Source organism: Variovorax sp., assembly GCF_035634955.1.
Lineage (GTDB): Bacteria > Pseudomonadota > Gammaproteobacteria > Burkholderiales > Burkholderiaceae_C > Variovorax.
On the sequence record NZ_DASQBZ010000026.1, the window covers coordinates 30,402 to 53,302 of the forward strand.

At 67.9% G+C, this 22,901-nt stretch carries 13 protein-coding genes; 10 read left to right on the plus strand and 3 right to left on the minus strand.

All coding sequences use genetic code 11. The features are described 5' to 3' along the window. Window positions 1-30 precede the first annotated feature (30 nt). From metH to VES41_RS17455, 6 genes are all read left to right on the plus strand, one after another. A complete protein-coding gene (gene metH, locus VES41_RS17430) occupies window positions 31-2,745 on the plus strand; it encodes a methionine synthase (protein ID WP_324819636.1) in 2,715 nt (904 codons plus the stop codon). A 462-nt stretch (window positions 2,746-3,207) separates the two neighbouring features. Further along, entirely contained in the window at window positions 3,208-9,717 is a 6,510-nt protein-coding gene (locus VES41_RS17435) for an Ig-like domain-containing protein (RefSeq protein ID WP_324819638.1), read from the plus strand. A 118-nt stretch (window positions 9,718-9,835) separates the two neighbouring features. Next, a complete protein-coding gene (locus tag VES41_RS17440) occupies window positions 9,836-10,450 on the plus strand; it encodes a hypothetical protein (protein ID WP_324819640.1) in 615 nt (204 codons plus the stop codon). A 7-nt stretch (window positions 10,451-10,457) separates the two neighbouring features. Continuing rightward, complete coding sequence (locus tag VES41_RS17445) at window positions 10,458-12,674, plus strand: type I secretion system permease/ATPase (protein ID WP_324819642.1); 2,217 nt, start codon at window positions 10,458-10,460, stop codon at window positions 12,672-12,674. Beyond that, window positions 12,667-13,938 carry an HlyD family type I secretion periplasmic adaptor subunit gene (locus VES41_RS17450; RefSeq protein ID WP_324819644.1) on the plus strand — a complete coding sequence of 424 codons (1,272 nt, stop codon included), beginning with the start codon at window positions 12,667-12,669 and terminating at the stop codon, window positions 13,936-13,938. The genes VES41_RS17445 and VES41_RS17450 overlap by 8 nt, the downstream gene beginning before the upstream one ends. A gap of 323 nt (window positions 13,939-14,261) precedes the next feature. Then, window positions 14,262-15,674 (plus strand): TolC family protein, encoded by a 1,413-nt coding sequence (locus tag VES41_RS17455; RefSeq protein WP_324819646.1) that lies wholly within the window; start codon window positions 14,262-14,264, stop codon window positions 15,672-15,674. A gap of 40 nt (window positions 15,675-15,714) precedes the next feature. Here VES41_RS17455 and VES41_RS17460 read toward each other — a convergent pair whose 3' ends face one another. The 3 genes from VES41_RS17460 to VES41_RS17470 form a co-directional block, all read right to left on the minus strand. Beyond that, window positions 15,715-16,908, minus strand: coding sequence for an amidohydrolase family protein (locus tag VES41_RS17460; protein WP_324819648.1), 1,194 nt, complete (start codon window positions 16,906-16,908; stop codon window positions 15,715-15,717). 2 nt (window positions 16,909-16,910) lie between these two features. After that, window positions 16,911-17,633, minus strand: coding sequence for a TetR family transcriptional regulator (locus VES41_RS17465; RefSeq protein ID WP_324819650.1), 723 nt, complete (start codon window positions 17,631-17,633; stop codon window positions 16,911-16,913). Window positions 17,634-17,832: 199 nt separating this feature from the next. Next, complete coding sequence (locus VES41_RS17470) at window positions 17,833-18,606, minus strand: ferredoxin--NADP reductase (protein WP_324819652.1); 774 nt, start codon at window positions 18,604-18,606, stop codon at window positions 17,833-17,835. Between the two features lie 298 nt (window positions 18,607-18,904). Here VES41_RS17470 and VES41_RS17475 point away from each other — a divergent pair, with 298 nt between their 5' ends. The 4 genes from VES41_RS17475 to VES41_RS17490 are packed head-to-tail and all read left to right on the plus strand — an operon-like array spanning window position 18,905 to window position 22,832. Continuing rightward, window positions 18,905-20,533, plus strand: coding sequence for a 6-hydroxynicotinate reductase (locus VES41_RS17475; protein WP_324819654.1), 1,629 nt, complete (start codon window positions 18,905-18,907; stop codon window positions 20,531-20,533). Window positions 20,534-20,543: 10 nt separating this feature from the next. Continuing rightward, entirely contained in the window at window positions 20,544-21,527 is a 984-nt protein-coding gene (locus VES41_RS17480; RefSeq protein ID WP_324819656.1) for a UPF0280 family protein, read from the plus strand. A 43-nt stretch (window positions 21,528-21,570) separates the two neighbouring features. After that, window positions 21,571-22,212 (plus strand): amino acid synthesis family protein, encoded by a 642-nt coding sequence (locus VES41_RS17485; protein ID WP_324819658.1) that lies wholly within the window; start codon window positions 21,571-21,573, stop codon window positions 22,210-22,212. Between the two features lie 35 nt (window positions 22,213-22,247). Continuing rightward, complete coding sequence (locus VES41_RS17490; protein ID WP_324819660.1) at window positions 22,248-22,832, plus strand: amino acid synthesis family protein; 585 nt, start codon at window positions 22,248-22,250, stop codon at window positions 22,830-22,832. The last annotated feature ends 69 nt before the right edge of the window (window positions 22,833-22,901 follow it).

Below are 22,901 nucleotides of genomic sequence, written 5' to 3' on the forward strand. Positions count from 1 at the left end.
GACGCCCCGATTCCTGATTCCGTCTCTCCCATGAAACTGTCCGGCCTTGAGCCGGTCCAGATCGGGCAGGGCACGCTGTTCGTCAACATCGGAGAGCGCACCAACGTCACCGGCTCGAAGGCATTTGCCCGTCTGATCCTCAATGGCCAGTTCGAGCAGGCCCTGGCCGTGGCGCGCCAGCAGGTCGAGAACGGCGCCCAGGTGATCGACGTGAACATGGACGAGGCCATGCTCGACAGCAAGGCGGCGATGGTGCGCTTCCTGAACCTCATCGCCAGCGAGCCCGACATCGCCCGGGTGCCGGTCATGATCGACAGCTCCAAGTGGGAGGTGATCGAGGCGGGCCTGCGCTGCATCCAGGGCAAGGGCATCGTCAATTCGATCTCCATGAAGGAGGGCGTCGAGAAGTTCAAGCACGAGGCGCGGCTGGTCAGGCGCTATGGCGCCGCCGCGGTGGTGATGGCCTTCGACGAAGTGGGTCAGGCCGACACGTTCGAGCGCAAGATCGAGATCTGCGAGCGCGCCTACCGCGTGCTGGTCGACGAAGTCGGCTTCGCGCCCGAGGACATCATCTTCGACCCCAACATCTTCGCGGTAGCCACCGGCATCGAGGAACACAACAACTACGCGGTCGACTTCATCGAGGCCACGCGCTGGATCAAGGCCAACCTGCCGGGCGCCAAGGTGTCGGGAGGCGTCTCGAACGTGAGCTTCTCGTTCCGCGGCAACGACCCGGTGCGCGAGGCGATCCATACGGTGTTCCTGTATCACGCGATCAAGGCCGGCATGGACATGGGCATCGTCAACGCCGGCATGGTGGGCGTGTACGACGACCTCGAGCCGACGCTGCGCGAGCGCGTCGAGGACGTGGTGCTCAATCGCCGCCCGGACGCCGGCGAGCGCCTGGTCGAGGTGGCCGAATCGGCCAAGGGCGCGGCCAAGGACGACAGCCGCAAGAACGACTGGCGCGGCACGCCCGAGGCACCGGTGTCCGTGGGCCAGCGCCTGTCGCATGCGCTGGTGCACGGCATCACCGACTTCATCGTCGAGGACACCGAGGAGGCGTACCGCGGCATCCTCGCCAAGGGAGGCCGCCCGCTGCACGTGATCGAGGGGCCGCTCATGGACGGGATGAACATCGTGGGCGACCTGTTCGGCCAGGGCAAGATGTTCCTGCCGCAGGTGGTCAAGTCCGCCCGCGTCATGAAGCAGGCCGTGGCCCACCTCATTCCCTATATCGAAGAGGAAAAACGCCAGGACGAGGCCGCTGGCCGCGACGTTACGGCCAAGGGCAAGATCGTCATCGCCACCGTCAAGGGCGACGTGCACGACATCGGCAAGAACATCGTCACCGTCGTCCTGCAGTGCAACAACTTCGAGGTCGTGAACATGGGCGTGATGGTGCCGTGCCACGAGATCCTCGCGCGTGCGAAGGTCGAGGGCGCGGACATCGTCGGCCTGTCCGGCCTGATCACGCCCAGCCTGGAAGAGATGCAGTACGTGGCCGGCGAGATGCAGAAGGACGAGCACTTCCGCCTGCGCAAGATCCCGCTGCTGATCGGCGGAGCCACCACCAGCCGCGTCCACACCGCGGTGAAGATCGCGCCGCACTACGAAGGCCCCGTCGTCTACGTGCCCGACGCATCGCGCAGCGTGAGCGTGGCGCAAAGCCTGCTGAGCGAGCAGGCCGCGAAGTACATCGACGAGCTGAACGCCGACTACGACAAGGTCCGGCACCAGCACGCCAACAAGAAGCAGGTGCCGCTGTGGCCCATTGCCAAGGCCCGGGCCAACAAGACACCGATCGACTGGGCTGCGTACACGCCCCCGGAGCCCAAGTTCATCGGCCGGCGCGAGTTTCGCAATTTCGACCTGACGGACCTGGCCAGGTACATCGACTGGGGCCCGTTCTTCCAGACCTGGGACCTGGCCGGGCCGTTCCCTGCGATCCTGAAGGACGAGATCGTCGGCACCGAGGCGGTGCGTGTTTTCGGCGATGGCCAGCGCATGCTCAAGCGCCTGATCGAAGGCCGTTGGCTGACGGCCAACGGCGTCGTCGGCTTCTGGCCGGCCAACACCGAGGACGATGACGACATCGTCCTGTACGCGGACGAGGCGCGCCAGCGCAGGTTGCTGACGTGGTGGGGCATGCGCCAGCAGTCCGAGAAGCAGGCGATCGACGGGGTGATGCGCCCAAGCCGCTGCCTCGCCGACTTCGTGGCGCCGCGCGAGACCGGGCTGGCGGACTATGTCGGCATGTTCGCCGTCACCGCGGGCATCGGCGTCGACCGAAAGGAAAAGTTCTTCCTCGACGACCTGGACGACTACTCCGCCATCATGCTCAAGGCCTTGGCCGACCGCCTGGCCGAAGCCTTCGCCGAGGCTCTGCACCACCGTGTGCGTACCGACCTGTGGGGCTACGCGAGCGGCGAGGCATTGAGCCACGAGGACCTGGTGCGCGAAAAATACCAGGGCATCCGCCCCGCGCCGGGCTACCCGGCCTGCCCGGACCACACGGTCAAGCGGCAGATGTTCGATGTGCTGCAGTGCGAGCAGATCGGCATGGGGCTCACCGACAGCCTGGCGATGACGCCCGCGGCGAGCGTGAGCGGCTTCTACCTCAGCCACCCGCAGGCGACCTACTTCAACGTGGGCAGGATCGGCGAAGACCAACTCGTCGATCAGGCCCGCCGCCGGCAGACCAGCGTCGACGAACTCCAGCGCTATCTCGCGCCCAATCTCTAGTCCGCCGCTCCCCCGTTCCTTTCCCGCCCCCACGCTGTCGCGCTCGCGGGCCGGATCGCTTCGTCTCGCACTGACCATATCGCGCATTTGCCTGCGGCCCGACCGGGCGCCAACGGTGGCCGCTTGTCGCCGTCAAGGCGCCCGCACGTCACCGCGCAACACCCAAAAATGTCCGGTAATTGTTAATTTGGATGGAATCAATCCCCGGTAGGAAATAGCGGACACACCCCATTGAATTGGTCGGCGGTGCGGAATGTTCGTGGTGAAGCCAAAGTTTTAATAATTGCAATCTGTGATTTGCTATTCGTAACACGGAGGCGTTCTGCAAAGCATTACCGGTATGTTTATTCTTCGGGCACTACAATTGGTCGCATCTCCGGGAGGGTGAAACCAGCGCCGTCGTCAATTGCCGAATTGACCCGAATGCTGGTTTTCATTAATTAACATTTAAGGGGGTTGGCATTGTCTTCTGCAAAAGTGAACGTCGCCGTCGAGAGCGGCCATGGCCAGGACGCCGTGCATCAGATCAACGGCCGAGAGGGGGACCCGGTGCGGGTCCGGGCGCAGGAAGGCGTCAACTATCTGCTCGAGGGTGAAGACGGCCAGGCGCCGGAAAACATCACGCTCAGGCGCGTAGGCCAGGACCTCGAAATCATGGTCGAGGGCGAAGACCAGCCGGGCCTGGTCATCGAGGGGTATTTCGAGCCGTCCGAGCCCCCGGGCCTGTACGGCGTCGATGCCGAGGGGCAACTCCACGCCTTTGTGCGAACCGATGGCGACGGCGGCATCTTCACACTCGTCGAAGCTCAGACCGAAGCGGCAGCACTGAGCGGCCGGCCGGCCGACATCGGGATTGGCGGCGACGGCAGCGACGGCGGGCCTTTCGCCGTCTTTCTGCCTTTGCTCGTCGTCGGCGGCCTGATGGGATTGGCGGCATATTCGATTTCATCGAGCGACGACTCCGCCACGCCCAGAACGGATGCGCCCGACGCCATCGACGGCGTCAACGACGACGTCGGCACGCGCACCGGCCCGCTGGCCAGCGGCAGCAGCACCGACGACAGCAGCCCCGAAATTCGCGGTCATGGTTGGCCAGGCAGCACGATCAAGGTCTACGACAACGGCCAGTTGATCGGCGAAACGGTCGTCGACAACAGCGGGAACTGGCGGGTCACCCCGGCCGGCATGGCCGACGGGGCGCACTCGGTCACGGTGACGGAAACCAGGCCCGGCGCCACCGAGAGTGCGCCATCGGCAGCTTTCGACTTCAATGTGGACACGGGCGTCCCGCATGCACCGCAGAACGCCGCTGCGATCGACGATGCGCCGTCCATCGTCGGCCCCATCGCCAACGGCGCGGCAACCGACGACGCCACGCCCGCGCTGAGCGGCACGGCCGAGGCGGGCGCGGTCGTCGTCGTGCGCGACAACGGCGAGGTCATCGGAAGCACTGCGGCAGATGCCGCTGGCAACTGGCACTACACGCCGACCCTCGCGGACGGCGAACATGCCATCACCACCACGGCGACCGACCCGGCCGGCAATACCAGCGCGGCCAGCGACCCCATCGTCATCACCGTCGACACCCAGGCGCCCGCCGCGACGCAGCCCATCGCCTCGGATGACGCCGGTCCCCTGGGGAACGGCGCCACCACCAGCGACACAACGCCTAGCTTCTCCGGCCAGGCCGAAGCCGGCAGTACCGTCGAAGTCCTCGATGGTGGGCAGAAGATCGGCGAGGTGGTCGCCGATCCGAACGGCAACTGGAGCTATACGCCGGCGCTCGACGACGGCGATCATTCGATCACCACCCAAGTGGTCGACCCCGCCGGCAACAAGAGCGCGCCGAGCGATCCCGTCGCCATCACCATCGACTCCAATCCGGAGACCGCCTACCCGAGCGCGCCGGCGATCAACTCGGTCATCGACAACGTCGGTGAGGTCCATGCGCTGCAAAAGGGCGAGTCGACCGACGACAACACGCCGACGATGTCCGGCTCGGCGCAACCGGGCGCGGTGGTGCGCATCCACGAAGGGTCATCGTCCGGCCAGGAACTGGGTTCCGTGGTGGCCGGCGCGGACGGCCAGTGGACCTTCACGCCGGAAGCGCTGCCCGACGGCCAGCACAGCCTGGTTGCCGTGGCCACGGACCCGGAAGGCAGGACCGGCCCGGCCACCGGTGGCTGGGACTTCACCGTGGACACCACGGCGCCCGCCGCTTCGAGCAACGGCACGGCGACCGACGACCAGGGCGACCAGACCGGCCCGATCGCCCCAGGCGGGACGACGGACGACTCGACCCCGACCTTCAGCGGCGACGTCGAGCCGGGCAGCGAGGTCGTCATCGAGGACAACGGCGTGGCCATCGGCACCGCCACGGTGGACGACACCGGCCACTGGGGATTCACGCCCGAAGCCCCGCTGGAACCCGGCGACCACGAGATCGTGCCGGTGGTGGTCGATCCCGCGGGCAACCAGACCCCCAGCGCGCCGATCAACGTCAACGTGGATCCGACCGAGGTACCCGTCGCCATGGGACAAGTGCTCGACAACCAGGGCGCGGTCACGGGAGACATCAGCATGGACGGCGTCACCGATGACACGACTCCGGAGTTCACCGGAGTCGCCAAGGCCGGCTCGGTCGTGACACTGACGGACGGCCAGGCGGTGCTGGGGAGCACCACGGCCGAGGCGGACGGGTCCTGGCGCTTCTTGCCGCCGCAAGACCTGGCCGAGGGCGCACACAGCGTCGTGGCAACGGCGGTCGATCCGCAAGGCAACAGCACGGAATCCTCGGCATTCGGCTTCAGTGTCGACACACTCGCGCCCGAAGCGCCGACGGTCGGCAAGGCGAGCGACGACGTGGGATCGGTCCAAGGCGATCTGAGCAGTGGCGCACACACCGACGATCCGACGCCGACTTTCAGCGGAACGGCCGAGCCGGGCAGCACCGTGACCATCAAGGACAACGGAGCCGAACTGGGCACTGTTGTCGCAGGTGACGACGGCAGCTGGGCCTTCACGCCCGAGGCGCCACTCGGCGAGGGCGCGCACACGATCACCACCGTGACCACCGACCCTGCGGGCAACGAGAGTCAGGAGTCCGGGCCCTTCGAGATCACGACCGACTACACGCCGCCGGCGGGGTCGGCCAACGATGGGGCGACAGACGACGCCGGTGACCAGACCGGCCCGATCACTTCGGGCGGGACGACGGACGACACCACGCCGACCTTCAGCGGCGACGTCGAGCCTGGCAGCGAAGTCATCATCGAGGACAACGGCGTGCCGATCGGCACAGCCACCGTAGACGACAACGGCCACTGGGAGTTCACGCCACAGCCGCCGCTCGATCAAGGTCCTCACAACATTGTTCCAGTCGTGCTCGACCCCGTGGGCAACGAGACACCCGGCGATCCGATCGTCGTCAACGTCCTGCCGGCGGGCACCGAGCCGGTGACCGTGGGCGCGGTGACCGACGACCAGGCGCCGGTTACGGGCAACGTCGCGGCGGGCGGCGTGACGAACGACAAGACGCCGGAGTTCTCGGGTACGGCTTCGCCCGGCGCGGTCGTCACGCTGACGGACGGCGCGACGACGCTGGGCAGTGCGACCGCCGACAGCGACGGCAAGTGGACCATCAAGCCCACGCAGGACATGAGCGAAGGCGCGCACAACGTGGTGGCCACGGTCGTTGACTCGACCGGCAACAGCACGGCATCGCCGCCCTTCGCGATCACCACCGACTACACGCCACCGGCACCGTCCGCCAACGGTCAGGCACACGACGATGCCGGCGACCAGACCGGCCCCATAACTTCGGGCGGGACGACGGACGACACAACGCCGACCTTCAGCGGCAACGTCGAGCCTGGCAGCGAAGTCATCATCGAGGACAACGGCGTGCCGATCGGCACGGCCACCGTGGACGACAACGGCCACTGGGAGTACACGCCGCCTCCGCTGGACGAAGGCTCGCACAGCATCGTCCCGGTGGTGGTCGACGCGGCGGGCAACCAGACATCCAGCGATCCGATCGTCGTCAACGTCGTGCCGGCGGGCACCGAGCCGGTGACCGTGGGCGCGGTGACCGACGACCAGGCGCCGGTCACGGGCAACGTCGCGGCGGGTGGCGTGACGAACGACAAGACGCCGGAGTTCTCGGGCACGGCTTCGCCCGGGGCGGTCGTCACGCTGACGGACGGCGCGACGACGCTGGGCAGCGCGACCGCCGACAGCGACGGCAAGTGGACCATCAAGCCCACGCAGGACATGAGCGAAGGCGCGCACAACGTGGTGGCCACGGCCGTCGACTCGACCGGCAACAGCATGACATCGCCGCCCTTCGCGATCACCACCGACTACACGCCACCGGATGCCGGCCTGCTTGGGATCACGGGTGTGCATGACGACGAAGGTCCCAGCAGCGGCAACGTCGCCAGCGGCGCGACAACCGATGACACAACGCCAATGATCTCGGGCACGGGCACTGCAGGCGACGTCGTCATCGTCGCGGCTCAGACGCCCGAGGGCGAGCGCGTGCTGGGCAGCGCGACGGTACAGGCGGACGGGACATGGAGCCTTCAGGTGGAGAACGCCCAGGCACTGCCCGAGGGAACCAATACCTTCGTCGCGCTGGAGCTGGATTCAGCCGGCAACCGGAGCGATCCAAGCGCCGCCTACACGATCAACGTGAACACCGACGTCACGCCGATCGGCGGGCAGGCCATGATCGACCTGGACTCGGCCAGCGACAGTGGCGCGAGCCCGACGGACAACGTGACCAACGTCGCTCACCCGATGATCAACGGCAGCGTGACGGGGCTGAACGCCGAGGACATGGCGGAGGTGAACGCGGGCAGGGTCACCGCGACGCTGTTCGACGACGCCAACAACAACGGCCTGATCGACTCGGGCGAGACCGTATTCGCCAGCGACATCGCCGTGACGGCGGATGGCGCCAGCGGTGCCAGGTTCAACGCCGCCCTGCCACAGCTTCAAGACGGCTCCTACAACATCAAGTCGGTCCTGTTCGACGTCGCGGGCAACGCATCCGCCGCCGGCTTGCTGGACAACGACCCGGCTGCGCGCCTGGTGATCGATCACTCGCAACCCAGCAGCATCGGCCAGGGCGGCGCGCAGAACGAGGGACTGGGCTGGGTAACGCACACGGCTGGCGATTTCAACGGCGATGGCGTCGACGACTTCATCGTCTCGGGTACGCACAATCAGGACGGTACAAACGACGGGCGCGACAACTCCAAGATCTACATCGTCTACGGCGGCGCCAACGGACTGCCGCAGATCGGCGACATGGACGCCATGACGCCTGCGCAAGGCGTCAAGCTGGACAACACGGCGGTCAACCTGGACCCGGGCAACCTCGACATCGGCAAGACCGGCGTGGTGCTTACTTCATTGGGCGACATCAATGGCGACGGCTATGACGACGTGTCGATCGCAAGCCATCGCGAGGACGGGGCCTACATCGTGTTCGGTCGTGAGACCGGCACCGACACCATCCATCTGCGCGAGATGGTCGATGGCCCAACCGCCGATGGCTTTCGCATGGGTTGGGGCGGCGCCTGGTTCGGAGCGGGCGTCGGCGGTGGCGACTTCAACGGCGACGGTTATGCCGACATTGTCGTGAGCGACTCTGCCGACAACCGCGCGTTCGTGCTCTATGGCCACGAAGGCGCGGCTGGTTCGCAGGAGTGGGGCAACCTTCGCTCGGACAGCAGCGGTGTCTACAACCGCGATACCGGGGAGAAGCTGAGCAATGCGTCGGTGCTGGGCAGCAATGGTGCCAACGGCCTCGGCGTCGGTGACCAGATCAACAGCGTTGGCGATGTCAACAACGATGGCTACGACGACTTCGTCCTCACGCACTCGTACACCGATGTGAACGGGCAGGACAATGCCGGCGCAGCCTACCTCATCTTCGGCAGCAGCGAAGGGCTGCCTTCCAGTATCACGCTGGACACCGACTACGGCAGCTACGGCATCAGGCTCACGGGCACCGAAGCGCAGGAGTACCTGGGCGACACGCATATCAACTGGCCGTCGCCGGCGCACGGTGGCGGCGAGTTCACGGCCACGGAGAACCTCGCCGCCTTGGGGGACATCAATGGCGACGGCTTCGACGACTTCATCATCGGCTCGCCGAATTGGGGCGACGGCGCCAGCGATGGCGAGGCGCCGGGCCGTGCCTACGTGATCTATGGCAAGGCCGGGGGCTGGTCGGACATCGAGTTGACCAACCTGGACGGCAGCAATGGCTTCTACCTTGAGTCCGTGGGTCTGGGCACCGACGCCTCGCTCGGCAGCGGCGTGTCGGGAAATGGCGATGTCAACGGTGACGGCTTGGCCGATTTCCTCGTTGGCGCGCCGTCCGCCGACACCAACGGCTTGACCAACAACGGCGCCGTGTACCTGGTCTATGGCCAGGCCGGCAACCCCTTCGCGAACAATCCGCATGTCGATCTGGACGCGTTGGTTGCGCAGGGGCTCGCGAGACGCTGGGACGGCGAGCAGTCTGACGCTCAGATGGGCACCGGCTCCGGCCTGGGCGACTGGGACGGCGACGGATTGGCGGAAATCGCCATCGGCTCGTGGAAGGGGGACTATGACGGTCTGGTCAACAACGGCAAGTACGAGATCTACGACCTTGGCCCGCACACGCTGCCCTCGCAAGACGCACAGGCGCCGAGCGCAGGCGTCCAGCGACTCGCGGCGACCGGTGGCGCCGACCCGCTCGACGGCGGAGCAGGCCTGGACGGGCTGGTGTTCCAAGGGGCCGCGAGCGTCGACCTGTCGGCGCTCGGCGGCCAGGTGCAGGGAATCGAGATGCTCGACGCAGGCAGCGGCAACAGCAACCTGGCGTTGAGCGGCGATGGTGCTCAGCCCAGCGTCTACACCAGTGGCAATGCCGAGTTGCTGGTCGAGGACAAGGTGCAGGTGGCAATCCTGTAGTTCGCATCACGGCATTCCGGACAAGCGAAGGGCGACGCGCGGCGCGCCCTTCGCCAACGAGCAAGCGGTTAGACAAAAGAGAACGGACGCTTCGAGCGTCGCGAACAGGGGGAACCACATGCAAGCGAAACACCAGCAATCCCGGCGCCTCGGCGCGAGAACGACGCGCCTGGCGATCGTCGGCGTCGTCGCCATGGCTGCCGCGACGGTGGCCATGGCCGGGAACATGATCGAGGCCTCGGTCTACGAGCAAGGCGAGTTCTATTCGAGCGTTCCGGAGGCCAGCGCGGACCAGGCCCAGGTGATCGTCTTCCGCGGGGGCGCTTCGGACGATGCTCCGCGCGACGCCCAGGTATACGTCGACCGGCAACTGCATACGGCGCTGCTGCCCGACAGCTTCACGCGCCTTTGCGTCGCGCCCGGGGAGCATTCGGTGGAGGCCTACTTCAATGACGCGCCGCTATATCTCGGCAAGCAACAGCCACGCACGCGCGTCGAACTCAGCGCAGGGGCCACGTACTTCGTCGAACTCGACGAGGCCGGTGGCGACCTGGTGCCGCTGACGCGGGAATCCGCGGAGGAGATGTTGCACGCGGCCCGGGAGCAACTCCACCTGAAGAGCCGCGCCGCGGCGGTCCAACCATGCCGGGAAACCGGCGTGGTGGCCACCGGCCTGGCGACACCCGACGTATCGCCCGACGCCGTCGCGGAAGATCAGGCGTCCGAGCCGTAGAGCGCACATGTCAGCCGTCATCGAACAGAGCGGTCCGGAGGACGCGGAAAGCGCCGAGCCGAGCGCAGCCAGCCAGGATTCGCTGCTCGCCGCGGTACGTTGGATCTGCGCCTATCACGGCCGGGTCCGCAGCGACGCCGCATTGCTCGCCGGACTACCGCGCGATGCCCGACTCACACCTTCGCTCGCAGTGCGGGCGCTTGGCCAGGCGGGCATCGGCGCGGGCTGGGTTCGCCGCCCGCTGGCAGAGTTGGAGGCCTTCCTGTTTCCGGTCGTGCTGTTGCGCCGCGAGGGCGGCGCGCTGGTCCTGGTCGCGCGGGAAGGTCAGGGCAGCGATGCCTCGTACGAGGTCGTGCTGCCCGAAGCCGAGGGCGGCGCCGTCGTCGTGCCGGCGGACCTGCTGGAGGAACACTATGCCGGCCATGCGCTCCTGGCGAAGCCGCGGCCACGCCTGGACGACCGTGCCGGCGAGTCCCTGACCGCGCCCAAGGGGCACTGGCTGGCGTCGACGCTCTGGCGTTACAGGCGCTACTACTTCAGCGCGGCGCTGGCTGCCCTGCTGGTCAACGTGCTGACGCTGGCCAGCACCTTCTTCACCATGAACGTCTACGACCGGGTGATCCCGCACGAGGCGTACACCACGCTGTGGTCGCTCGCCATCGGCGTGGTCCTGGCGATGACCTTCGAGTTCATTGCGCGGACCGTGCGCACTCACGTGGTGGACGTCGCCGGCAAGAAGGCCGACCTGATCCTGGGCGCCGTGCTGTTTCGCAAGCTGCTGGCCACGCGCATGGAGCACAAGCCGCCATCGGCCGGCGCGTCTGCCAACCAGCTGCGCGAGTTCGAATCGGTCCGGGACTTCGCGACGTCGGCCACCGTCGCCACGCTGTCGGACATTCCGTTCACGCTCCTGTTCGTGGGCATCATCGCGATGATCGGCGGCAAGCTGGCACTGGTGCCACTGATGGCCATTCCCGTCATCGCCCTGATCAGCGTGGCGGTGCAATGGCCCCTGGCGCGCGTCATGAGGGAAAACATGCGCGAGGGCTCGCTCAAGCAAGGCCTGCTGATCGAAGCCATCGAAGGCATCGAGACGCTGAAGGCCACGCGAGGCGAAGGCGTCATGCAAAGAAAGTGGGACAGCTTCAGCGCACTGTCGGCCGCAAGTGCCATGCGTTCGCGCGCCCTCTCCGCATTGGCGGCCAACAGCGTCACGCTGGTCCAGCAGATCCAGACGGTGGTGATCGTCGTGTGGGGTGTCTACCTGATCCACAGCGGCGACCTGACGATGGGCGCACTGTTCGGGGTCGTCATCCTCTCGGGGCGTGCCACCGCACCGTTGGCCTCGCTCGTCGGACTCGCGGTGCGCTTCCAGCAGGCGCGCGTCGCGTTGCGCTCGCTCGAGCAGGTGATGAATGCACCGGTGGACCGCGATACCGACCGCCGCTACCTGCCCAAGCCGACGTTCGCCGGCAACATCACCCTCAGGAACATCCGCTTCGGCTATCCGCCGCCGCCCATGCAGCAGTCGCCGACGGTTCTGCAAGGCATCGACCTGACTTTCAAGCCAGGCGAACGGGTCGGCATCCTGGGCAACATCGGTTGCGGCAAGTCCACCTTGCTGCGCATCATGGCCGCGCTCTACAAGCCGACGGACGGGCAGGTTCTCATGGACGGCATCGACGTCGGGCAGATCGATCCGGCCGACCTGCGTGCGGCCATCGGGGTGTTGAGCCAGGAGCCGCGGCTGTTCCACGGCACGCTGCACGACAACGTCATCATCGGCAAGCCGGAGGCCACCGGCGCCGAGTTTCTGCAGGTGGCACGGCTTTGCGGACTCGATGCCATCGCCGCGCGCCATCCGCGCGGCTACGACATGCCGATCGGGGAAGGCGGCCAGGGCCTGTCGGGCGGCCAGCGACAGCTCGTGGCCCTGGCGCGATGCCTTCTGCTGCGGCCGAGCATCCTGCTGATGGACGAACCCACCAGCTCGATGGATCTCATGACCGAGCGCTACTTCCTCGGGCGAATGGCCGCCGCGACCAGGGGGCAGACGCTCGTCGTGGCGACGCACCGGCTGTCGGTGCTCGAGCTGGTGGACCGCATCGTGGTGCTGGACGCCGAAGGCAGGGTATTCAAGGACGGCCCCAAGAGCGAAGTCATGAATGCGCTGGCCCGGCCGGCCGTGACAAGGCAGGGCGAGGAGAACGACAACCATGAATGAGGTCGCCGTGAACGATCAGGCGCCCGCACTCGCCGCCCGGCCGCAGGCGCGTGGCGGCCGCAGGCGAGAGGAAGACACGCCTTTCATCCACGACCTGCGCGAAGCGATGCTGGTGCAGAAGACGCCGGGCTCGATGATTGTTCTCTACCTCATCGCCGCGTTGATCGTGGTGGGCATCACCTGGGCGCACTTCGCCATCGTCGAGGAGGTGACCATCGGCGAGGCCCGCATCGTCCCGGCCAGCCGCGAGCAGGTGATCCAGAGCCTGGAAGGCGGCATCCTCGAGTCGATGAACGTGCGCGAGGGAGACGTGGTCGAAGCCGGCCAGGTGCTGCTCGAGATCGACCCCAAGCGCGCCGGTGCCGCCTATCGCGAGGGCCTGTCGAAGATGCTGGCCCTCAAGGGCGCCGTGGCGCGCCTGCGTGCCGAGGCCTACGACCAGCCGCTGGTGTTTCCCGAGGATGTGCAGCACACGCCCAACATCGTGAAGGACGAGACACAGGCCTTCAAGGCGCGCCAGCGCACGCTCGACCAGAGCGTCGCGGCGCTGTCGCGCAGCCTGAGCCTTGCCGAACGCGAGATCTCGCTGTCCGAGCCGCTGTCCAGGCAGGGACTGATCTCGCAGGTGGAAATCCTGCGGATGAAGCGCCAGGCGAACGAGTTCCGGCTGCAAATCGCCGAACGGCAGAACAAGTTCAGGTCGGACGCCAACGCCGAACTGACCCGCCTCGAGAGCGAGCTGGCGCAATCCAGGGAAAACGTAGGCGCTCGCGAGGACGTGATGAACCGCACCGTCATCCGGGCGCCGGTGCGCGGCACGGTCAAGAACATCCGGGTCAACACCGTCGGCGGCGTGATCCAGCAGGGCTCGGACATCATGGAGATCGTTCCGTTGGAAGACCAGTTGCTGGTCGAAGCCAAGATCCGCCCTTCCGACGTGGCATTCGTGCGACCCGGACTGCACGCCACCGTGAAGGTCTCGGCTTACGACTACGCCATCTACGGCGGCCTGGACGGCGTGGTCGAAATGCTCAGTCCCGACACGCTCAAGGACGAGGAACGCGCGCGACAGGGCAGGGCGGACTCGACCTACTACCGGCTGATGGTGCGTACCGACAAGGCGCACCTGAGCGCGGGCGGCAAGACCTTTCCGATCATTCCGGGCATGACCGCGACGGTCGAAGTGCGCACCGGCGAGAAGTCCGTGCTGAGCTACCTGCTCAAGCCGGTATTGAAGGTTCGCGAAGCCTTCAGGGAGCGATGAAGATGAGCCACGTCCGGCAACCCAGGCGGCAGCGGACCCGCACCGCCCCGATGCGATGGCGCGTCGCGCAGGCCCTGATGGTGTGGCCCTTGATCCAGGCCCCCGCGGCGCAGGCGCGCGACGCGTCGGCACCGCGCCTGGTTCAATGGTCTTCAGCCGCGAGCCCGGCGGCGGCGGCACCAGCACCGGCCACCGGTGTCCGGGCGTCCGCGGTCGGGCGAGCCGCGTCGGCCCGGCCTGAGGCGGCATGGGTCGCGGTACCCATACCGGCACCCGTCGCCGAACCACCGTCGCCCGCGGCCCGCCACAGGTCCGGTCGGTTCGTGTTCTCGACCCCGGTGCCGGATCGGCCGCTGCCGCAGGCGGCGCCGCTTGGCGAGACCGCTCCGGCGGCGAACCCGTCAGGCGCGCATGCGGTGCGCGCGGTACGGACGTCGAGCCAGGTGGCGCCGCGCGTGCCCGGCAGCTTTTCCGGCGCCCCGGTGCGTGCCGTCCTCTCGCGCGCGGTCGCCGATGCGCTGGCGTCCAGCCCTTCGGTGCGCCAGGCCGAGGCGCAGTGGCAAGCGGCGCAGTACGACGTCGATCAAGCCAGGGGCCAGCGCTGGCCGCAGGTCCAGGTCGGGGCCGCGTCGCCCACGGCAACTTTCGGGGCCGAGGCCGCCGATACCGCCAACGATCCCTTCGGAACGCTCAACGTCACCACGCCGGTGTTCGATTGGGGACATCTGAGCAGCACCATCGACAGCCGCAGCCAGACGGCGGTCGCGGCGCAAGCCGAACTGGAACAAGGGCGGCAGCAGGTCGCGTACGACACGGCCACGGCCCTGATGGACTTCGATCGCAACCGCCAGTCGCTGCTCCTGACCCAGGCCTACATCGACCGGCTCGACGAACTCGTGTCGATGCTGCGGCGAATCGTTCAGAGCGATCCGGGACGTGGCAGCGAGCTGACCCAGGCGCGCGCGCGTCGGCTGCAGGCAGTCACCAACGGCGACCAGATCCGCACGCGCATGAACGACGCGCGGATCCAGTTCACCAAGCTGGTCGGACCAGGGTTCCGTATTCCCGAGACGTTGGACTGGCGGTCGCAGTCCATGGCGCTGGGCGATGCGCTGGCCCGAGGCGCCGAGCACCCTTCGCTGCGGCAGGCGCGAGCCGAGTCGCAAGCCGCCCTCAAGCTCGCGCAGGCCGTCGGCGCGCAGCGGTTGCCGCAGATCAACTGGGTCGTGTCCGGCACGACGCAGAAGGACAACTTCGGCAACCGGCAACCGTGGAGCACCGGCCTGATGCTGCAGTGGAACGCCTTCCAGGGCGGGTCGGCCTCGGCGTCGGAGCGCGCGGCCTACGAACGCGCCAATGCCAGCGAGCAGCGTGCCAGGGATGCGGAGCGTGACCTGGAATACAGCCTGCGCAGCCAGGCCGAGCAACGCGACGCTGCCAAGCGTCGCTCGACCGAGTACGACACCCTGGTCGTCGAGACCGACCGCGTCCGCAAGGCCTACTACGACCAATGGTTCCACCTGGGCAAGCGTTCGCTGCTCGACGTGCTGACCGCCGAGAGCGATCACTACAACAATCGGGTGGCCCGCCTGAACACCCGCTTCGAGGCATACGCGGCCGACCTGCGCATCCGGGCGGACTCGGCGACGCTCCTGGGCTGGCTGTTCGGTGCCCCGCCGGGCGGTGCCGATCTGGCCGCCGGGCCTGTGCAAGCCCGGCCCGGGCGCAGCCTGTAGGTCCCCGGCCGCCGCAGGTCTGGCCGACGGCGCTGCTGCCTCAGGCCAGCACGACCGGCACTTCGGTAGCCGGCGGCGTGTTCCGGCTGCGCCCGCAGCGGACGATGCCGTCGATCATCACCATGCCGACGCCGGGAATGTCGCCCAGTTCGACACTCTCGAGCAGCGTCTTGCCGGCGGTGTGCTGGGCGCGGTCCATGAAAACGAAATCGGCTGCGCGGCCGACCTCGATCAGGCCGCAGTCGAGGTTGCGGATGCGCGCGGTGTTTCCGGTGGCGAAGCAGAAGACCAGTTCGGCCGGGATGCCGGCGATGGCCGAGAGCAGGGAGACCATGCGCAGGATGCCCAGCGGCTGCACGCCGGAGCCGGCCGGGCCGTCGGTGCCGAGAATGATGCGGTGCGGGCACTTGAGGTCCAGCGCGGCGCGCGCGGCCTCGATGGCGATTTTCTCGTTGCCGTTGTGCACGATCTCGATGGCCCGGCTGCTTTTCTCGCACAGTTCGCACACGTGTGCCAGCGGCAGCGACGTGTGGCCGCCGTTGATGTGGCCGATGATGTCGGCATCGGCCTCGAGCACCACGTCCTTGTCGATGTAGCCCGAGCCGGGTACGGACGGGCCTCCGGTGTGAATGGTGCTCTGGATGCCGTACTTGCGTGCCCAGGCCACCATGGTCCTGGCCTCCTCGCCGGCCTTGACCGAGCCCAGGCCGATCTCGCCCAGCAGGCCGACACCGGCTTCGGCCAGTTCCTTGAAGTCGCTCTCGACCATGCCCTTTTCGATCACCGGCGCGCCGGCCAGCACCTTCACGCCGCCGGGCCGAAAGTTGTCGAACGCGCGCTGGGCGGTGATGGCCAGCGCCTTCAGGCCGACGATGTCCTTCGGGCGGCCGGGGTAGTGCACCTCGCCGGCCGAGATCATGGTGGTCACGCCGCCGTTGAGGCTCGACTCGATCCAGTTGAGCTGGCTCTGGCGCGGCGTCCAGTCGCCCGCCACCGGGTGCACGTGGCTGTCGATCAGGCCGGGCGCCACGCAGGTCCGGCGCGCGTCGATCACGGTTCTGGCGCCTTCGGTGTCGCAGTCCTTCTCGCGGCCGACGGCGACGATCCTGCCGTCGTTCACCACGATGGTGTCGGCCTCCAGAACGGGCTGGTCGATGTCTCCGGAGAGCAGCAGGCCGATGTTGCGGATGACGACCTTGCCGGATTGGGGAGTGCCTGCTGCGGGTTCTGCCATGGTTATGCCTCGATTCGAGCGTTGCTGGTAGATGGAATGGATGAACGGCCGCTGCCCGCGGCGTCGGCGCCGCCCGCGTCCACTGCGCGCAGCACCGATTCGATGACGAACGCCTCCCAGTGCGCGACGGCATCGGGGCTGTCCAGCGGCGCGCCCATGAAGGCGCTGAGCGTGTAGCGGTTGGACATGTGGAAGTAGCCCGTCGCGGCGATGAGCAGGTACAGGTCGCGCGCCGCCACGTCGGGCCTGAACAGTTCCTGCGCCACGCCCGCCTGCAGCACCTGGCCCAGGAGCGCCAGCGCGTGCGATGAATACTCGCGCGCCCGCAGCGACTTGGAGATGTGCTTGCCCTTGTGCAGGTTTTCCGTGTTGAGCAGCGTGACGAACTCTGGATTGCGCCGGTAGTAGTTCAGGACGAAGCGGATGAAGGTGGTCAGCGCCTCGACCGGCCGCGACAGCTCCAGCTCGATGGCCGACTCCGCCTCGTCCATGCGCCGGTAGATCTCTTCGAGCACCGCGATGAACAGGCCTTCCTTGCTGCCGAAGTAGTAGTAGATCATCCGGTCGTACGAACGGGCCGCCTTGGAGATCTTCTCCACGCTTCCGCCGTCGTAGCCGTACTTGGCGAACACCTTCGTCGCGGCCCGCAGGATGGCCTCGCGCGTGGCCTGCGCTGCCGCCTCGCGCACGCCGGTGCGGCGCTGCGGCCCCTTCGGCCCCTTCACCCCCGAAGCCCGGCCCCCGGCTTTCCTGCCAACGCTGTTGGCATCTCCAGTCATTCCCGCCCGCCCCGTCCGGCCAGACCCCGGGCCCGCGATGCGAGGCCCCTTCGGGGGCAACCGCGGAACCGGCTTTGCCGGGCCGCAGCATGCGCCCCCTCGAGGGGGGAGGCGGACCTGCGAAGCAGGGTGGCCTGGGGGGAAGTCATTTCTCTGCGAAGGCCCGCTCGACGACGTAGTCGCCCGGCGTGCTGGTATTGCCTTCCTTGAAGCCGCGGCCTTCGAGGATCTCCTTGAAATCGACCAGCAGGCCGGGGCTGCCGCACAGCATCACGCGGTCTTCCTTGGGGTCCAGGGCGGGCAGGCCGAGGTCGCTGGTGAGCTTGTCGCTGTCGATCAGCTCGGTGATGCGTCCCTGGTTGCGGAACTCCTCGCGCGTCACGGTCGGGTAGTACAGCAGCTGCTTCGAGATCATCTCGCCCAGGATCTCGTGCTTGGGCAGGTGGTCCACCACCAGGTCGTGGTAGGCCAGCTCGTCCACCTGGCGCACGCCGTGCGACAGGATCACCTGCTCGTATTTCTCGTAGGTCTCGGGATCGCGGATGACGCTCATGAACGGCGCCAGGCCGGTGCCGGTGCCGAACAGGTACAGCCGCTTGCCCGGCAGCAGGTAGTCGATCAGCAGGGTGCCGGTGGGCTTGCGGCCCACGATGATGGTGTCGCCCACCTGGATGTGCTGCAGGCGCGAGGTCAGCGGACCTTCCTCGACCTTGATGCTGAGGAACTCCAGATGCTCCTCGTAGTTCGGACTGACGATGCTGTAGGCGCGCAGCAGGGGCTTGTTGTTGACCCTCAGCCCGATCATCGTGAAGTGGCCGTTCGAGAAGCGCAGGGCCGGGTCGCGCGTGGTGGTGAAAGTGAACAGGCGGTCGGTCCAGTGGTGGACGGACAGAACGCGTTCTTCGCTGAAGGCACTCATGGCGGAAACTCGCAGTTGATATTCAATCGACGTCGGAATCGGCGTGCGTCCGCGCGGGCGGCGGGACGCTGGCCAGGGAGGCGGCTTGCGGGGTGCGCCATGACGTGGCGCGGGCTCCCGCTGGCTCCGAACCCTCGATTGTCGCGGCTTTGCGGCCAGCCCGGTAAATCACCATTGCATGCCCCCGATCTGTTTGCTACATTGACCTTCAATGTAGTGTTCACAACATGAACGTTCAGCGGATGCTACACATGTGGCATGGCACGTGCAAGCCCGAACGACACGAGAGATCGCCCCGATGACCGAACACACCAAGACCGACGGCCTGCCTGCCATCGACATGCCGCCGGCGCAGGACGCGCAACTGCGTTCCGCGCCACGCAGCGAGCGCATGAGCGCCAGCAAGATCGAGTGCAATGCCTGCCCCGTGCTGTGCCAGATCTCCGAGGGCCGCACCGGCGCGTGCGATCGCTACGCCAACCAGGCCGGCGCCCTTGTGCGTGTCGATCCGGTGGTCCTGCTGCGGCGCGAACTTGCCAATCCCGAGCCCGCGCTCGTGCCCTTTGCCGGTGCGGCCCCAGTCGCCGATGGCGCGCCGGCGCCCGAAAGCGGTGCGACGGCCGACCCGGACTGGAACGGCGACCTGCTGCTCGCCGATCAGGTCTTCGTCACCGGCGTCGGCTCTTCCACCACCTACCCGGACTACAAGCCGGCGCCGTTCATCGTGGCCTCCAAGGCGCAAGGCGTGGACATGGTCACCGTGGTGACCGAGGGCATCTTCAGCTACTGCAGCTTCAAGGTGAAGATCGACACCGACCGCTTCCTCGGGGCCGAGCAGGCCAACGTGCGCTACCGCGGAGAGGTGGTGGGGCACGTCACGACGGCCGAGTACGGCTCGCAGATGCTCTCGCTCGGCGGGGTGCACCACCTCACCGGCGGCAGCAAGAAGGAAGGCCGCATGACGGTCGAGCTGATGCAGCTGCTGGGCAACAAGCAGGCCGTCGAATGCAGCATCGACGGCGGCGCCACCCTGGTCGTCCAGGCCGGCCGCGCGCCCATCGTCAACGGCGTGGAGGAGCAGCGCATGCGCGTGGGATGCGGCTCCGCCGCGGTAGGCATCTTCGCGCGCCAGCTTGCCGGCCATGCCGACGAGGTGGTAGTGGTGGACGACCACATCACCGGCGTCCTGACCGAGCACCAGGCCGGCCGGTGCCTGGGCATGGCGCCGTCGGGCATCCAGATGCGCGGGCGCAAGTCCACGCCCGGGCGCTACTTCCAGGTGGCGAACCCCGGCAACGGCTGGGGCGGCACCGACATCGCCGACCCGTTGTCGATCATCGAAGGCTGGGAAGACGGCGTGGCCCGCCCCGGCCTGCGCATGCTGATGACCTCCACCACCGGCGAGCATGCGCAATGGTTCGTGCTGGACGAGCAGCTGCGGCCGGTCGAGCACGAAATGCCGCCCGAAGTGCGCCGCGTGGTCGAGCGCATCGGGGAGAACTGCGAGTCGTCGCTGTGCTCGGTGTTGTTCCTCGGCGGCGCCGGCGGCAGCCTGCGCGCCGGCGTCACCGAGAACCCGGTTCTGCTCACGCGCTCCATCAAGCGGACGCTGGTGAACGTCACCTGCGGCGGCGCGCCGGCCTACGTCTGGCCCGGCGGCGGGATCACCGTCATGGTCGACGTCACGCGCATGCCGGACATGAGCTTCGGTACCGTTCCGACGCCGGCGATCGTCGCGCCCATCGAGTTCAGCATGCGCATGGACGAATACCTGGCGCTCGGGGGCCATGGCGAGCACGTCATGTCGCTCGACCAGGTGCTCGCCCGAGGCGCCTGGCACCAGGACGGGGCACCGCAGGCGCGGCGCTGGGTGGCACAGGACCAGGCCAATCCCTGGCCGCTGGGCCACGTGCCCATGCTCGGCTGAGGCTGGCCGCATGACCGCTCGACGCACGCGCCTGGACGATGCGCGCTGGCATTGGCAACACGGCCCGATCGACGTCGTGGCCCAGGCCGAAGGCGACCCGGCCGCCGTGGCCGAGGCGCACGAAGCCGCCTGGCAGCGCTTCGCGACCGTGCTGGACGAACTGGTAGGCGAACTGCCGTCGCTGCGCCGCCCGGTGGTGGGTGCGCTGTCGCTGCGCGGGCCGGTGGCCAGGCGCATGTTGCAGGCCTGCGCCGCCGCGCGTTCGGCGGCGCCGGGCCGGCCCTTCATCACGCCGATGGCGGCGGTGGCCGGTGCGGTGGCGGAGGAGCTTGCCGGCTTCTACCAACGCCCGGGCGTCAGCCGCGCCTGGATCAACAACGGGGGCGACATCGCGCTGTGCCTGGCGCCGGACCGGAGCGCGCGCGTCGGCCTGTTCTCCGACCTGGCGCGCTTCGACCCGCGCGACGCCGGACCGCTGCGCCTCGACGGCACCTTCGAGGTCAGTGCCGGCATGCCGGTGCGCGGCATCGCCACCAGCGGCTGGCGCGGCCGCAGCCTGTCGCGCGGCATCGCCGACAGCGTGACCGTGCTTGCACGCACCGCCGCCCTGGCAGACGCGGCAGCCACGCTCATCGCCAACGCCGTCGACGTGGCCGATGACGGCATCGCCCGGCTGCCTGCCTCGCAGTGCAAGGACGACAGCGACCTGGGCGACATCCCGGTCACCGTCGACGTCGCGCCGCTGGCGCCCGCCCAGGTGCGGCGTGCACTCGACGCGGGCGTGCAATGCGCGCAACGCCTGCAGGCGGCCGGCGTGGTGCACGCGGTGGCGCTCGCCTGCCAGGGGCAATGGCATTTCGTCGACGCCGTGGATCCGCGCGATGGAGTCGCGCACACAGGGTCTTCAGCGTTCCCAGGTGCCGCATCGGGCGCACACAATGCCAACCTGCCCGAACGCGCCGCCTGCAGCGCCGCGCATTCGGCGTTCGCTTAACCTTGGTTCAGTATTTGCTTAACGAAAGCAAGGCCACCTACCCATGATCGACATTCGCCGCGTGCTGACCCAGGTCGAGCACATCCACCACGAGTTCGGACCACCGCCGCCGCAGCCGCTGGTGCGCGGCGCCATCGCCGCCGTCCTGACCAATCCGTTTGCCGGCCGCTACGAGCCGGACATCCTGCCGATGATGAAGCTGCTCGAGCCGGTCGGCATCGACATGGCGCGGCGCCTGCTCGACGCCATGGACGTGCCGGCCGATCGCATCGCGACCTATGGCAAGGGCGCCATCGTCGGCGCCGGCGGTGAACTCGAGCACGGCGCGCTGTGGCACGTGCCGGGCGGCTATGCCATGCGCGAGCTGCTGGGCTGGAAGGGAGACCGCAACGCCTACCGGCAGGGCAAGGCCGAGGACAAGACCGGGCAGCCGGGCAACGCACTGGCGATCGTTCCGTCCACGAAGAAGGTGGGCCCTCCCGGCGCCGCGCTCGACGTGCCGCTGACCAACATCAACGCCAGCTACGTGCGCGGCCAGTTCGATGCGATGGAGGTGCGCGTGCCCGGCGCCCCGGTGTCGGACGAGATCGTCTTCATCCTTGCGATGACGACCGGCTACCGGGTGCACGAGCGCGTCGGCGGCCTGCGCGCGCAGGACATTTCGAAGTGGGATGGGCTGCGGTAGCGCGCCCCGACCGAATACACACACCAGGAGGCGTGATGAGCGCAAAGATTCGCAAGCTGATTGTCCAGGTCGACGAGACCCGCAAGGAAATGGGCCAGGTCATCGATCCGCCGGCGCGCCGCGCCGTGGCGATGGCGGTCATCGAGAACCCCTACGCCGGCCGCTACAGCGAGTCGCTCGACGAGCTGATCGCCATCGGCGAGGAACTGGGGGCGCTGCTCGGCCAGAAGGCCGTGAAGGCGCTGGGCATCGCGCCCGGCCAGGCCCAGAGCTACGGCAAGGCGGCCATCGTGGGCGAGGGCGGCGAACTCGAGCACGCGGCCGCCATCCTGCATCCCAAGCTGGGCGCGCCGCTGCGCGTGGCGGTGGAGAAGGGTGCCGCGCTGGTGCCGTCGGCCAAGAAGCTCGGCACGCTGGGTACGGCCATCGACGTGCCGCTCGGCCACAAGGACGCCGCGTTCGTGCGCAGCCACTTCGACGCCATCGAGGCGCGCGTGTCCGATGCACCGCGCGCCGGCGAGATCGTCGTGGCCGTTGCCGTGACCGACAGCGGCAGGCCGCTGCCGCGCGTGGGCGGCCTCGCCGCGAGCGAAATCAAGGGCGAGGACGGCCTGCGCTGAGGCCGGCCGCCAACCCCGTGCGTGCACACGTACAGTGACGATCACCAAATCATCAATGAGGAGTCGTGA